The 13,635-nt window shown below is 68.0% G+C and carries 15 protein-coding genes and 1 other RNA gene; 8 read left to right on the plus strand and 8 right to left on the minus strand.

Features of this window, described 5'->3' with window-relative positions:
* Positions 1-35: 35 nt before the first annotated feature.
* Positions 36-929 carry a phosphoserine phosphatase SerB gene (gene serB / locus OCL97_RS01495; protein WP_377366966.1) on the minus strand — a complete coding sequence of 298 codons (894 nt, stop codon included), beginning with the start codon at positions 927-929 and terminating at the stop codon, positions 36-38.
* Between serB and miaA the strand changes: the two genes are divergently transcribed.
* Positions 874-1,857: a tRNA (adenosine(37)-N6)-dimethylallyltransferase MiaA gene (gene miaA / locus OCL97_RS01500; protein WP_377366968.1), complete on the plus strand. Its 984-nt coding sequence runs from the start codon at positions 874-876 to the stop codon at positions 1,855-1,857. The genes serB and miaA overlap by 56 nt on opposite strands.
* 171 nt (positions 1,858-2,028) lie before the next feature.
* Positions 2,029-3,822, plus strand: a complete 1,794-nt coding sequence (locus tag OCL97_RS01505) for an acetolactate synthase 3 large subunit (RefSeq protein WP_377366970.1) — start codon at positions 2,029-2,031, stop codon at positions 3,820-3,822.
* 41 nt (positions 3,823-3,863) lie between these two features.
* Here the strand turns inward: OCL97_RS01505 and OCL97_RS01510 are convergent, their stop codons facing one another.
* From OCL97_RS01510 to OCL97_RS01525, 4 genes are all read right to left on the minus strand, one after another.
* A complete protein-coding gene (locus OCL97_RS01510; protein ID WP_305338173.1) occupies positions 3,864-4,286 on the minus strand; it encodes a MaoC/PaaZ C-terminal domain-containing protein in 423 nt (140 codons plus the stop codon).
* A gap of 9 nt (positions 4,287-4,295) precedes the next feature.
* On the minus strand, positions 4,296-4,805 hold the full coding sequence (locus OCL97_RS01515; RefSeq protein ID WP_304781820.1) for an FAS1-like dehydratase domain-containing protein: 510 nt from the start codon (positions 4,803-4,805) through the stop codon (positions 4,296-4,298).
* 91 nt (positions 4,806-4,896) lie between these two features.
* Entirely contained in the window at positions 4,897-5,502 is a 606-nt protein-coding gene (locus OCL97_RS01520; RefSeq protein ID WP_377366972.1) for an NUDIX hydrolase, read from the minus strand.
* Positions 5,503-5,542: 40 nt separating this feature from the next.
* Positions 5,543-6,064: a DUF1993 domain-containing protein gene (locus tag OCL97_RS01525; RefSeq protein ID WP_304781814.1), complete on the minus strand. Its 522-nt coding sequence runs from the start codon at positions 6,062-6,064 to the stop codon at positions 5,543-5,545.
* Between the two features lie 145 nt (positions 6,065-6,209).
* On the opposite strand from OCL97_RS01525, the gene ilvN reads away from it, so the two are divergent.
* Together ilvN and OCL97_RS01535 are read left to right on the plus strand one after the other, a co-directional pair.
* The gene (gene ilvN, locus OCL97_RS01530; RefSeq protein WP_215338995.1) at positions 6,210-6,758 is read left to right on the plus strand and encodes an acetolactate synthase small subunit; all 549 of its coding nucleotides are present in this window, start codon (positions 6,210-6,212) and stop codon (positions 6,756-6,758) included.
* A 525-nt stretch (positions 6,759-7,283) separates the two neighbouring features.
* A complete protein-coding gene (locus OCL97_RS01535; protein WP_377366975.1) occupies positions 7,284-7,979 on the plus strand; it encodes a TetR/AcrR family transcriptional regulator in 696 nt (231 codons plus the stop codon).
* Here the strand turns inward: OCL97_RS01535 and OCL97_RS01540 are convergent.
* Complete coding sequence (locus OCL97_RS01540) at positions 7,976-8,554, minus strand: inner membrane-spanning protein YciB (protein ID WP_377366977.1); 579 nt, start codon at positions 8,552-8,554, stop codon at positions 7,976-7,978. The genes OCL97_RS01535 and OCL97_RS01540 overlap by 4 nt on opposite strands.
* A 154-nt stretch (positions 8,555-8,708) precedes the next feature.
* Between OCL97_RS01540 and ssrA the strand changes: the two genes are divergently transcribed.
* Positions 8,709-9,070: a transfer-messenger RNA gene (gene ssrA / locus OCL97_RS01545) on the plus strand.
* 16 nt (positions 9,071-9,086) lie between these two features.
* Here the strand turns inward: ssrA and OCL97_RS01550 are convergent.
* Both OCL97_RS01550 and OCL97_RS01555 read right to left on the minus strand, forming a co-directional pair.
* Positions 9,087-10,187, minus strand: coding sequence for an alginate O-acetyltransferase AlgX-related protein (locus tag OCL97_RS01550; RefSeq protein ID WP_377366979.1), 1,101 nt, complete (start codon positions 10,185-10,187; stop codon positions 9,087-9,089).
* 9 nt (positions 10,188-10,196) lie between these two features.
* Positions 10,197-11,618, minus strand: a complete 1,422-nt coding sequence (locus OCL97_RS01555) for an MBOAT family O-acyltransferase (protein WP_377366981.1) — start codon at positions 11,616-11,618, stop codon at positions 10,197-10,199.
* Positions 11,619-11,735: 117 nt separating this feature from the next.
* On the opposite strand from OCL97_RS01555, the gene OCL97_RS01560 reads away from it, so the two are divergent.
* Genes OCL97_RS01560 through OCL97_RS01570 form a run of 3 tightly spaced genes read left to right on the plus strand, consistent with a single transcriptional unit; the run spans position 11,736 to position 13,560 of the window.
* On the plus strand, positions 11,736-12,227 hold the full coding sequence (locus tag OCL97_RS01560; RefSeq protein ID WP_304781799.1) for an SspB family protein: 492 nt from the start codon (positions 11,736-11,738) through the stop codon (positions 12,225-12,227).
* A gap of 9 nt (positions 12,228-12,236) precedes the next feature.
* Positions 12,237-12,707 carry a PaaI family thioesterase gene (locus OCL97_RS01565; RefSeq protein WP_304781796.1) on the plus strand — a complete coding sequence of 157 codons (471 nt, stop codon included), beginning with the start codon at positions 12,237-12,239 and terminating at the stop codon, positions 12,705-12,707.
* A 1-nt stretch (position 12,708) separates the two neighbouring features.
* A complete protein-coding gene (locus OCL97_RS01570; protein WP_377366984.1) occupies positions 12,709-13,560 on the plus strand; it encodes a C13 family peptidase in 852 nt (283 codons plus the stop codon).
* Positions 13,561-13,635: the final 75 nt, after the last annotated feature.

The following is a 13,635-nucleotide window of genomic DNA, read 5'->3' on the forward strand; positions in this document are numbered from 1 at the left end:
GCGGTTGGCGCGGGGTCGCCCAATCAAGCCTGGCGTCAGTCTGTAACGAAGTCGGCCGCCGTGTAGCCCTGGAAGTAGAGCAAGGCGGTGAGGTCGGCGAAGTCCACCTTGGCGTCGGCCTCGGCGGCGACGATGGGTTTGGCGCGGTAGGCGACGCCAAGGCCGGCCGCATTGATCATGGCCAGGTCGTTGGCGCCGTCGCCGACCGCAAGAGCCTCGGCGGGGGTGAAGCCCCCGGCGGCGCTCTCCTCGCGCAGGGCGGCCAGCTTGGCCTCGCGGCCGAGGATGGGGGAGCCGACCTCGCCCGTGAGCAGCCCGTTCGCCTCGATCAGGGTGTTGGCGCGGTTGGCCTGGAAACCCGCGGCCTGGGCGACGCGGGAGGTGAAGAAGGTGAAACCGCCGGAGACCAGGAAGGCGCCGGCGCCGTTGGCGGTCATGGTGCGGACCAGGGTGCGGGCGCCGGGGTTCAACTTCACCCGCTCGTCATAGCAGCGCTGCAGGACGTCCACCGACAGGCCCTTCAGCATGGCGACGCGTTCGCGCAGGGCGGAGTCGAAGTCCAGCTCGCCGCGCATGGCGCGCTCGGTGATTTCGGAGACCTTGTCCTTCACGCCCGCGAAATCGGCCAGCTCGTCGATGCACTCGCAGCCGATGATGGTGGAGTCCATGTCGGCGATCAGCAGGCGCTTCCTCCGCCCATTCCAGTGCTGGACGCAGGCGTCGATGGGCAGGCCCTCCAGCGCATTGGCCACGGAGATGCGCACCGGCGCGATGGCGTCGGCCTCCAGCGCCAGGTCGATCGCGCCGGGGCCCAGGACGCGGGGCTCCTTGACGCGGGCGCGGGCGCCTGCGAGCGCTGTGGTGATCGGGCCGATGGCGGCCTGGGCCGCATCTGGCGTGGGACTGACGAGGGTAAGGGCGAGCTGCATGGAGCCCCGCATCTGGCTGATCGCCGGGCCCACCGCAAGCGGCAAGTCGGCCCTGGCGCTGCGTCTGGCCCAGACGATCGGGGCCGAGATCGTCGGCGCCGACGCCCTGCAGATCTATCGCGACCTGCGCGTGGTGACCGCCCGCCCCTCCCGCGAGGAGGAGGCCTGGGCCCCGCATCACCTGGTGGGAACCGTCGACGGCGCCGACGGCTGGTCGGTGGGAACCTGGTCACGGGCGGCGAGCCAGGAGATCGCCGAGATCACCGGGCGCGGACAGGCTGTGGTCGTGGTCGGCGGCACGGGGCTCTATTTCCGCGCCCTCACCCACGGCTTGGCGGAGATCCCGCCGACACCGCCGGAGGTGCGCGACCAGGCCGCCATCGATTACGAGACGATGGGCGAGGTCGCCTTCCGCCGGCGGCTGGCCGAGGCCGATCCCGCCGCCGCGTCGCGGATCAGCCCCGGCGACCGGCAGAGGCTGGTGCGGGCCTGGGAGGTGTTCGCCGCCAGTGGCGTCTCGCTGACCGACTGGCAGGGGAGGACCGACCCTGCCCTCCCCGCCGGAAGCTATTCAGCCGTCGCTTTGGAGCCGGACCGCAAGGCGCTCTACGACCGATGCGACGCTCGGCTGGAGGCGATGATCGCCGCCGGCGCCCTGGAAGAGGTGGCCGAGTTGATGGCCCGGAACCTCGACCCCGCCCTGCCGATCATGAAGGCGGTGGGGGTGCGGGAACTGTCGGCTCAGCTGCGCGGTGAACTGACCCCGGCCCGCGCCTTGGCCGCCGCCCAGCAGGAGACCCGCCGCTACGCCAAGCGTCAGTCCACCTGGCAGCGGGGGCAGATGAGCGACTGGCCGCGCGTCACGGCGAGCGACCCCGACGACCAGTGGAGGCAGTTTCTTGCGCTGAACCCCGGCTTGACGCCCTGACGGGGGCATGGCATCAGCAGGGACCTTCGTTTCTGGAGAATGCTCGTGCGCGAGATTCTTGTACTTGTACGGCGACCTGTCGCGGACTGACGATCACGTCAGTCTGAACAAGGTCGCTTGCACCGGGCCCCCAGAGGGCCTTTTTTATTGCCCCACACCAGGCTCCCCGAAATGACCGCCCACCAGACCACCATCGAAGCCGATATTGAAACCCTGACCGGCGCCGAGATCGTCGTCCGCGCCATGATCGACCAGGGCGTCGAGGTGCTGTTCGGCTATCCGGGCGGCGCGGTGCTGCCGATCTACGACGCCCTGTTCGAGGAGACGCGCCTGCAGCACGTGCTGGTGCGCCACGAGCAGGGGGCGACCCACGCCGCCGAGGGCTATGCGCGCTCCACCGGCAAGTGCGGCGTGGTCCTGGTCACGTCCGGCCCCGGGGCCACCAATGCGGTCACCGGCATCGTCGACGCCCTGATGGATTCCATCCCGATGGTGGTCATCACCGGCCAGGTCGCCACCCACCTGATCGGCACCGACGCCTTCCAGGAGTGCGACACGGTCGGCATCACGCGGTCGATCACCAAGCAGAACTACCTGGTGAAGTCGGTCGAAGAGCTGCCGCGCATCATGCACGAGGCTTTCCACATCGCGACCTCAGGCCGTCCGGGCCCGGTGGTCATCGACATCCCCAAGGACGTGCAGTTCTCCCGCGGCGCCTATCAGGGCCCCACGGCGGTGAAGCACAATCACGAGTACAGCCCGCGCACCAAGGGCGACGTGAGCAAGGTGGCCGAGGCCGCGGCCCTGATCGCCGGCGCGCGCAAGCCGATCCTCTATACCGGCGGCGGCGTCATCAATGCGGGGCCCAAGGCCTCCCAGCTGCTGCGCGACTTCGCCAAGCTGACCGGCGCGCCGGTGACCTCCACCCTGATGGGCCTGGGCGCCTTCCCGGCGTCCGATCCCCAGTGGCTGGGGATGCTGGGCATGCACGGCGCCTATGAGGCCAACCACGCCATGCACGACTGCGACGTCATGGTCTGCATCGGGGCCCGCTTCGACGACCGGGTCACCGGCCGGCTGGACGCCTTCTCGCCAGGGTCGAAGAAGATTCACATCGACATCGACCCGTCCTCGATCTCCAAGAACGTCAAGGCCGACATCGGCATCGTCGGGGACGCGGGCTCGGTGCTCGAGGATCTGATCGCCGTCTGGAAGAGTCGCAACCTGTCCACCGACAAGGGCGCCCTGAAGACCTGGTGGAGCGAGATCGACGCCTGGCGCGGTCGCAAGGGCTTCGCCTATGCCCCGGACTCAAAGCTGATCAAGCCGCAGTACGCCGTCGAGCGGCTGTACGAGCTGACCAAGGACCGCGACACCTACATCACCACCGAGGTCGGCCAGCACCAGATGTGGGCGGCCCAGTACTATCACTTCGAGCAGCCCAACCGCTGGATGACGTCCGGCGGCCTGGGCACCATGGGCTACGGCCTGCCGGCCGCCGTGGGCGTGCAGATGGCGCACCCCGACGCCCTGGTCATCGACATCGCCGGCGACGCCAGCGTGCAGATGACCATGCAGGAGATCGCCACGGCCATTCAGTACGACCTGCCGATCAAGATCTTCATCCTGAACAACGAGTGGATGGGCATGGTCCGCCAGTGGCAGCAGCTGCTGCACGGGGAGCGCTACAGCCACTCCTATTCGGCCAGCCTGCCCGACTTCGTGAAGATGGCCGAGGCCTTCGGCGGGGTCGGCATCCGGGCCGAGACGCCCGATGAGCTGGACGACAAGATCCTGGAGATGATCTCGGTGCGCAGACCCGTGCTGTTCGACTGCCGGGTCACCAAGGAAGAGAACTGCTTCCCGATGATCCCGTCCGGCAAGGCCCACAACGAGATGATCCTGGCCGACGACGGCCGCGATCTGGGCGGCGTCATCGACGACGCCGGCAAGCGGCTGGTCTAGGAATTCGGCGGAGGCCGGTAAGCCCGCCTCCGCCATTTCGTTTAGTCGTCGAGGCGGGCCTCGGCGTAGCCGCTGAGCACCTCAACGCCGGCCTGGTTGGTCGTCTTGACGTCGAACTCGGCGATCTTGGCGCCGTCCTTTTCGCTGATCGCCTTGAGCGTGGCGGTCGCCTCCAGGGTGTCGCCCGGCCAGACCTGGCTGGTGAAGCGCACGCCGTACTTGGTCAGGCGGGCGTCGCCGACATAGTCGGTGAGCATCTTGCCGGTCATGCCCATGGTCAGCATGCCGTGGGCGAAGACCGACGGGTAGCCGGCCACCTGGGTGGTGAAGATCTCGTCGGTGTGCAGCGGGTTGTAGTCACCCGAGGCGCCCGCGTACTGGACGATCTGGGTGCGTTTCAGGTCTTCCACCAGACGGGCGGTGTGGGCGTCGCCCACCTTCAATGATTTCGCGCTGAGCGCCATGGGAGCCTCCTAGGCTTTCTCTGCGGGTTGCTCGACAGGACGTTCGGTGCGGACACCGACGCCGCGGGCGGTGATCACCAGTTCGCCCTTCTGGTCGCGGTACTCGGTGACGCTCTCGGAGAAGACCAGCTTGCCCGAGCGCTTGCCTTCCTTCTCCCAGGTCTTGCCAGGGGTGGTGGTGGCGGTGAGCACGTCGCCGGCCTTGAGCGGGCGATGATATTCGAAGTGCTGTTCGGCATGGAGGCCGCCGCCTCCACCGCCGCCACCGCCACCCGGTGCGCGGGTGATGCCGGTGGCGTTCTTGCCCGAGCCGAACCAGGGCTGGCCGATCTTGGGCCGCAGGCCGTAGTCGGGATCAAACTGGGCGCTGGCCTGGGCGAAGGTGGGCGGAGCGATGATGCCGCCGGCCTCCGTGGTCTTGGCGTAGTCGGCGTCGGAATAGACGCGGTTATCGTCGCCCACCGATCGGGCGAACATGAGGATGTGCCCCGCTTCCACGGGGAATGTCTTGGTGGCCAATTGGCGCTCCCTCTCCTGTGCGGTCATTGCCGCGTGTCTCGTCCCGGCGGACCGGGGCGGTGAAATCCTATACCGGCATCGTCCCGGCGAGCTAGCGCGCCGTCCATTCCGGCTGGCCGATCATGCTAACCCGGATGAGGCGGCCGTGCAGGGCCACTTCCCGGAACTGGTAGAGCCAGGCGGCGGTGGGCGGGTTGATCCAGTTGTCGTCGGCGAACATCCGCAGGATCGGCTCGCCGCCGTCGGGGTGATCCTCGCTCATCGGCGAGTCGGGATGGTTCAGGCGCTCGACGGGCTCGAACCAGGCGCGGTCCACCTCGGTGGGGTCGGGGTTCAGGCTGAGGGTCTCGTCGGTCCAGAACACCACCGGGGTCACGATATGGCCGCCTAGGGTGAGGAAGTCGTCCAGCAGGCCAAGCGCCTCCTGCGGGGTGATGGCGACGCCGAGTTCCTCGGAGGTCTCACGGATCGCGGCGGTGACGGCGTCTTCCCCCGGCTCCAGATTGCCCCCCGGCAAGGCGTAGTTGCCGGCGCCCCGGCGCATGGTGAGCGCCCGGCGGGTCAGCAGATAGGTGAGTTCGCCGTCCTTCGTGGACAACACGATGGCCACGGCCGCGCGCCGGCGCCCGGTCGGATCCAGGGCGCGGCGCGGAAAGGCCGCGAGGTTGGCGGCGATGGCGTCCCGGTCTGCATGCATGTCGCCAAGCATGCCGACCTGGACCGCCAGGGCAAGGCGCTTACGCCTTCAAACGCATCGGGCCCATGAAGTCGCGCTTGCCGAGCGGCACGCCCTGCATGCGCAGGATGTCGTAGGCGGTGGTGGCGTGGAAATGCAGGTTGGGCAGGGAGAAGGACATCAGGAAGGTTTCGGCGGTGAAGCCCAGCCGCAGCGAACCCATCACGAAGGCCATGTCCTGGCCCTCGAAGCCGTTGACCTCGGCGGGGTCCAGGGCCTTCAGCGAGGCGATGGCGTCGGCCACCAGCTTCTGCAGGTCGGCGTAGCTGAGCGGCGGGGTCGCGCCCCCGGGCGAGAAGGTCCCTGCCCGCACGCCGTCGATGGCGTCGATGGAGTGGTGCGCCACCGAGGAGATCTGGAACCAGAAGGGCAGCATGTCGGGGAACAGGCGGATGTCGACGATCGAGTCGGGGTCGACATTGTTGTCGGTGAAGTGAGACAGGCCCCGGTCCAGGAAACCCGAGACGCCGCCCAACGACTGCAGGAATGAGCCGACGCTGACGTCGTAGAGTGAAATCGCCATGGCCTGAGGCCTCCCGTGTTTTGTGGTTACGCCTGTTCTCCGCCATCGCCCCCGGGGAAGGCCAGTGATTTTCGGGCATTCCCATCCCTTGCCCGCCGGACGCGCTTGTGACACCTCCGTGCCGACGCTTTCGTACGAGATCCGCATGTCCGACACCCAGCCTGCCTCCGTCTATGACCTGACCCCTTCGGAAGAGGCCGAGAGCCTGGCGACCTTCGCCATCCTGGTGGACAATGAGCCGGGGGTTCTGCACCGGCTGGTGGGGCTGTTCGCGGCGCGGGGCTACAATATCGAGAGCCTGACGGTGGCCGAGACCGACCGCCGCGCGCACACCTCGCGCGTCACCATCGTCACCCGGGGCACCCCGCATGTGCTGATGCAGATCGAGGCCCAGCTCGAGAAGATGGTGGCCACGCGCCACGTGCAGGACATCACCCGAGATCCCAACGGCCTGGAACGCGAACTGGCCCTGGTGAAGGTGAAGGGATCGGGCGGCGACCGAGTCGAGGCCCTGCGCATCGCCGACATCTTCCGCGCCAAGGTGCTGGACACCACCATCGACAGCTTCATCTTCGAACTGACCGGCGCCTCGTCGAAGATCGACAAGTTTGTCGACCTGATGCGGCCGCTGGGCCTGGTGGAGCTGTCGCGGACTGGGGTGCTGTCGATCACCCGCGGGGCCGAGGTTTTCTAGAACTTCGATACAAACACGCAAGCTCGCGAAAAACAGACCGCTTGGACGGTTTGTTTGTTGACGCCGCGTCCGCGCGGGTGTCTCTTCCTCCCAACGACGAGGCTGATCGGCGCGGGTCCCAACCGGGGCGTGAACCAGAACCGGCCCGACGGGGATTTGGAAACAACAGGCGATCCATTCATCGCCAGCCTGCTTTTAGTTGATTGATTTATTTTGCAATTTTGCGTCCCAGCCCAATTTCCGGGTCAGGTCGCGTGAGTCGTTTTCACTTGGACGAATTTAACATTCAGACGGCCGGGCGCCGGCGGCTCTTCCAGGATGCCGCGGGCGCCATGGCTCACCTTCGGCGCCGGCGTCCGTGCGGTTTCGCATGGGCGCCGCGCTCCGATATCGGGCGCGGGAATTCACAGATCACAGAGGTCCTCCCAAGCGGTCGCAAAGATCGTCTGGGCACTGGCGCCGGCGCGCGAGACGCGTCGGCGCCTCTTTTCTTCACCTTGCCTCCCGTGGCGGAACAGCCGCAGGATGCCGCAGGGTTGGGAGGCCACTGATATGGGCGGCAAGGGCGACACTGTCCCCGAGGCGCGGCGCAGCCAGGCGGAGCGCACGGCCAGCATGCGCGCCCGGCTGATCGACGCCGCCGTCGACTGCCTGAACCGGCTGGGCTACTCAGCCACCACGCTTTCCACCATCGCCGAGGCCGCGGGCGTCAGCCGCGGTGGCATGCTGCACCAGTTCCCGTCCAAGGTGGACCTGATGCTGGCGGTGGTGGCCTACGCCTCGGGCGCCGACGAGCGGTCGCACCAGCCCCCGGCCCTCAACGACGACGACGACGACAAGCTGGCCTTCTTCATGTCGCGGACCGAGACGACCTGGACGGTCCTGATCCAGGAGCCCGCCATGGCCAAGCTCGAGATCATGATGGCCGCGCGCTCCGACAAGGTGCTGGCCGCCAAGCTGCCCGACATGTTCAACAGCATCGAACAGAACCGCCGCCAGCGGATGTGGGAGCTGGCCCAGGAGATCGGCATTGAGGACCGCGAGGCTGTCGACGCCATGGTCGGCCTGCACATGGCGGCCATGCGCGGCCTGGCCATGGAGCTGCTGGTGACCGGCGACCGCGACCAGGTGGAGCGGTCCTTCGGCCTGTTGAAGTCCTACAAGGACATCCTGATCGCCGGCCTGATCGCCAAGGCCAAGGAAGCGCGCGCCAGCGCCTAGGCCACGGCCCCTTCCGGAACTTCCCGCGCCGCGATGATCCGCCGGCGCACGACCGTCCGCATGGTCAGGTACTGGAGAGCGAACAGCGCGACCTTCGAGGCCGTGGGGAAGATGGCCATGAAGACGACCCAGTGGGCGGTGAAGGCCACGGCCACCACCGCGTTGGCGATCCCGCTGACGAACATCAGCCCGGCCCAGACATAGCCGAACACCACCATGACATCCTCGCCATGACCCGCCGCGATGGGCGGCAGGTAGCGCAGCATCCAGCCGCGCTGGAGCATGAAGGCGCCCACCAGCAGGTAGATGATGGTGGGCTTGACCATCAGGAAGCGCATGTCGTGGGTCAGCAGGCTGGCCGTACCGAACACCAGGACAAGGGCGAGGCCCAACCACTGCAACGGCGCGACGGGGCGGTTGATGACCTTGAGGATGGCCACCTGCGCCACGCCGATGGCGATGGCGACGCCGGCGGCGATGGCCGCATCGACCTTGAGGGCCACCAGGACCAGAAAGACGATGGTCGCCAGGAAATCCAGGACCAGGGGTCGGGCGGCGTAGATCAGGGGGTGCATGGGAAGCCTTCGGGCTGTGCGAAACGTGATCGCCCAAAGGCTATGGGATGAAGCCCATCTCTCCCTAACCCGCTCGCGCACAATCGGTGGCCGTCCACGCATCCGCTCGCCCATTCACGCATCGTGGACGGCGAGAGGCGTGTTTTTTCCATCGGTTCTTCAAATCGGAACCCATCACGCCTATATATGCAGGGTCGGGTTTCGGCCCGACTATGAGGATAAACGCGCACGTAATAAGCGGACTGGACCCGGGTGCGATTCCCGGCGGCTCCACCAATCTTCCCCCGGTTATCGCGGGCAAGTGCGGGGCCGATCAGCATCGACAGACGTCTAAAGGTGTTGCTTTCTTCCGGCTTGGCCCACCGTTTCGGGCCTTTATCTAAATGCGAACGATAACTTCGCTGAAGAAGTCCGTTTGGCCGCGTAAGCGACCCGATAGATTTCGACCTAAACTCCTAGCGTCTTAGCAGCGCTAGGCGGGGCCCGGAGGGCGCCTTGCAACAGAAGCCCTCCACCTTTCTTCCTCCCCACATCACTTGAAATGCGCGGGCCTTGCGCCGCCGCAGACGGCTTCGCGCGCGGCGGCCAGGAAGAGCACGTAGTCCGGCTTCACCCGCCCCACCACCCGCCAATCGAAGCCGCAGCGGTCCTCGTGGACCCAGGCGACCTTGCCGACGAAGGGCGCGAAATAGGGCGGCATGGGATCGGCGGTGAAACTGTCGCCGACGATCAGCACCGTGGGGCCGGGTTTGCCGGTGTCGATCAGGAAGGGCGGCGCGGCGCGCGACGCCAGGCCCGGGATCGGCGCGCGGGCGGCGCCGGGCGGCAGGGCGGTTCGGTCATGGATCTCCACCTGCTCGAAGGCCTGGGGCCGGCCGGCGAGCCGGGGCAGGTCGCCATTGTCCAACGCCACGACGCCCCAGGAGAGGGCCTTGGGATCGATGCGCCAGCCGGGCTGACCCATGGCCTGAACGATCTCGCCGTAGGCGGTCAGCGAGCCGCGCAGGGACCAGTGGCTGTCGAGCTGGCGGTAGACCTGACCCTCGGCTCGGGCGGCGCGCAGGCTCGGGCGCAGATCAACGCTGGTGACGCCGCATCGGGCCAGGCCCTTGAGGACCAGGTCGTACTCGGTAGGTGACCTGGCCGGCCCGGCCCAGTCAGGAGCCAGGTCGCCGACGATCTCGGCCGGCGACGGGGCGAGACTGGCGACCACATTCACGCCGGGCAGCCTGGCCTTGGCTTCGCAGACGAAGGCGGCGTAGTCGGCGGCGCGGGCTGGGTCGACCTCCTGGCCGGTGGAACGCAGCAGGCCGTCCACCAGGAACATCTGCCCCCGCCGGCCGGTGACCGCGGTAGCGGCCGCGCCCTCCCCGCCCAGCTTGCGTTGCAGCTCCGCCGCCATCCGCATCAGGGGATCGCGGAAGCCGAAATGGTCGGCGAGCCAGGCGTCGATCGCGCGCGGCAGCTTGCGCCATTCGCCGGGCGTGGTCGGCAGGGTCGGCGCAGACGCCAGGCGGCGGTTCTCTTCCAGGGACACGGTCTTGAACGGCACGAAGGGCATGGCGATCACGGGCGCGACCAGGACGGCCAGGACCGTCAGGATCAGGGGGCGGCGGGGGCGGGTCATCAGCATGGCGCGCCCCTAGAACCGGAAATACAGGAAGGGGCTGTAGGCGCCCCAGGCGACCTTCAGCAGGCAGAGCGCCAGCAGCAGGGCGACGCCCGCGGTGTCGACCCAGGCGAGGCCGCGAACCTTGCTCAGGACCCTGGGCAAGCCAAACACCGCGAGCAGGCCCGCGAGGGGGACCAGCCACAGGTGCAGGGGCTGGAGCGCGGCATGGGTCTGGGCCTGGAGGCCGCCCAGACCCCGCAGCCCCGCCATGCCGGTCCAGAGATCGACAACCCGGCCCATGTCGGCGGCCCGGAAGAGCACCCAGCCCAGGGTCACGGCCGTCAGGGCATAGGCCCAGCCGACCGGGCGCGGCAGGCGCGCCAGCAGGCGACCGAGCCCTGCCCGCTCCAGCACCAGGAACAACCCATGCCAGGCGCCCCACAGCAGGAAGGTCCAGGCCGCCCCGTGCCAGAGGCCGCACAGCAGGAAGACCACGATCAGGTTGCGCCAGGTCTTCCAGGCGGGGCCGCGATTGCCGCCCAGCGGGATGTAGAGATAGTCCCGGAACCAGGTGGAGAGGCTGATGTGCCACCGGCGCCAGAACTCGGTGACCGAGGCTGAGGCATAGGGGGTGCGGAAGTTGCGCGGCAGGGAGAAGCCGAAGATCACCGCCAGGCCGATGGCCATGGTCGAGTAGGCGGCGAAGTCGAAATAGATCTGCAGGGCGTAGGCGCCCGCGCCCAGCCAGGCCTCGATGAGGCCGGGAGCCCTGGCGTGGTCGAACACCGCGTCGGCCAGGGGGGCGATGGGGTCGGCGATCAGCAGCTTCTGCGCCAGGCCGATGATGAACAGCCGGATGCCCGCTGAGGCGCGACCCAGGCTGTGGCGGCGATGGGCCAGCCGCTTGGCGATGGTCTTGTAGCGGACGATGGGCCCGGCGATCAGCTGGGGGAACAGGGCGATGTAGAGCGCCACCTGGGTGACGTCGCGGTTGGCCGGAAAGCGCCGGCGATAGGTGTCGATCAGGTAGGAGAGGCAGTGGAAGGTGAAGAAGGAAATCCCCAGCGGCAGGGGAATCTGCGGATCGGGCAGGCCCAGGCTGACGGCGATCAGGCCCGCATATTTGAAGACGGTCAGGGCGCCGAGGTTGATGGCCACCGCCAGCGCCAGGGCGCCCTTGCGGGCCGCGCCCTGGCGGGCGTCGATGGCCAGGGCGGCGGCGTAGTTCGCCAGGGTCATGGCCGCCATCAGCACCACGAAGACCGGCTCGCCCCAGGCGTAGAATACCAGGGAGGCGGTGAGCAGGACGGCGTTCTTCAGCGCGATTGACGGACTGGCGAAATAGGCCGCCAGGCACAGGGGCAGGAAGACGAACAGGAAGGTCGGCGAAGCAAACAGCATGGTCTTGGACGGCGGCCCCCGGTCGAATTCCGCAATAGGCGCATCCGCCATGTCCGCCAAGCGCGTGGCGCCAAGGCCGCAGCCTGCGTTTTGACTCGCCTGCCGCCTTGCGCGCACGCCCGGAGGCGTTACCCTTTGGCAACTCGCCTATCGCCTCTCGGAGACACCATGGCTCAGGACCCGCCGGCCCAAGACCAGATGCACTACGAGGCGATGGCTCAGGAAGCGCTGCGTGGTGTGGTCAAGGCCGCCCTGAAGCGCGCCGCGGCGCCCGACGGCCTGCCCGGGGCGCACCATTTCTACATCACCTTCAAGAGCGAGGCGCCCGGCGTCTCCGGTCCGGCCGACCTGCTGGGCAAGTACCCGGACGAGATGACCATCGTCCTGCAGCACCAGTACTGGGACCTGGCGCCCGGAGAGACCTTCTTCTCGGTCACCCTGAAGTTCGGCGGCCAGCCCAAGCGGCTCTCGGTCCCCTATGCGGCGGTGACCCGGTTCTACGATCCCAGCGTCCAGTTCCTGCTGTCGTTCGAGACCGCTCCGGCGGCCGGCGAGGCCCCGGCCGCCGTGGCCGACAAGCCCGCGCCCGCCGCGGACGCCGCCGATGCCGACCCGGAGGCGGCGAACGTCGTCTCCCTGGACCAATTCCGCAAGAAGTGAGCCCCGACCATGACCGACGTCGCAGCCCCGGAGCCCGAGGCCCTGACCGACGAGGCGATCCTGGCGCGCTTCCTGCGCTCCAAGAACCAGCCCACCGGATCCCAGACCCTGGGCTTCCGCATGGTGGCGGTCAGTCAGGCTGAGAAGTCCGTTGAGGTGGCCTTCGAGGCCAGGGCCGAGCTGCTGCTCAATCCGATGAAGCAGATCCAGGGCGGCTATCTCTGCGCCATGCTGGACGAGGCGATGTCGACGGCCTGCATGGTGGCCTCAGGCATGACCCATGTGGCGCCCACCGCCGAGATGAAGACCACCTTCTACCGCCCGGCGATGCCCGGGACCCTGAAGGGCATCGGCCGGGTGGCCAAATGGGGGCGGACCATCGCCTTCACCGAGGGTGAACTCTACGACGCCGACGGCCGGCTGGTGGCCAAGGCCACGGGCACGGCGGTTCCCACCCCCTTCCAGTCCTACAAGAAGTAGCATGGGCCTGCGCCGCGGTTTCCTCGGCGTCCTGACAGTCCTGCTGATCGGCTGGACGGCCCCGGCGTTCGCCGCCGAGGGACCTTTCTCCGACTGGGCCGCCATCGTGGTGGCCGGCGACTGGCACGCGAGTTCCGGCCGCCCCTCCGAGGCCTTCGACAACGCGCGGCGTGATGTCGCTCAGGAACTGGAGCGGATCGGATTCCAGAAAGGCAACCTGCGGCAGTTCTCCGTCCGGCCCGAACGCTACAGGGATGTGAAGCCCGGGAAATCCAGTCCCAAGGCCATCTACGAGGCCCTGACCGATGTGGCGCCGCGGGCAAGCGGCGGCTGCCTGTTCTATCTGTCCTCGCACGGCGCCCCTCAGGGGGTGCTGGTGGACCGGGACCTCCTGGCGCCGCGTCTGCTGGCGGCGATCCTGGACCGAACCTGCGGCCAGCGGCCCACCGTCGTGGTGATCTCGGCCTGCTTCTCGGGCGTCTTCATCCCTGAACTGGCCCAGCCCAACCGCATGATCCTGACGGCGGCGCGGCCCGACCGCACGTCGTTCGGCTGCGGGGAGTCCAACAAGTATCCGTTCTTCGATGAGTGCTTCCTGCAGTCGAGCCCCGGCGCCCGCGACTTCCCCAGCCTCGCCAAGCATGTCCTGGCCTGCGTCTCGGCGCGCGAAAAGAAGGAGGGCATGACTCCACCCTCCGAACCCCAGGTCTGGATCGGGCCGCAGCTGCGTCCGATGCTGCCCCTGTACCCCTTCCCGCAGGCCCCTCCGGCTCGAGCCTTCCAGGATCCGAGGAAATCGGACCCTGTTCACCAAAGCCCTCACTCGCAACCGTCAGGCGCATCAGCCGGGTAGGCCTGCCGCCGCCTAACCCCGACACTCTCGGCGGGCAACTTGCCTTAAGGGCGAGGGCCGGGTTGAAGACCGCGC

Source organism: Phenylobacterium ferrooxidans (assembly GCF_042714595.1).
Taxonomy (GTDB): domain Bacteria; phylum Pseudomonadota; class Alphaproteobacteria; order Caulobacterales; family Caulobacteraceae; genus Phenylobacterium; species Phenylobacterium ferrooxidans.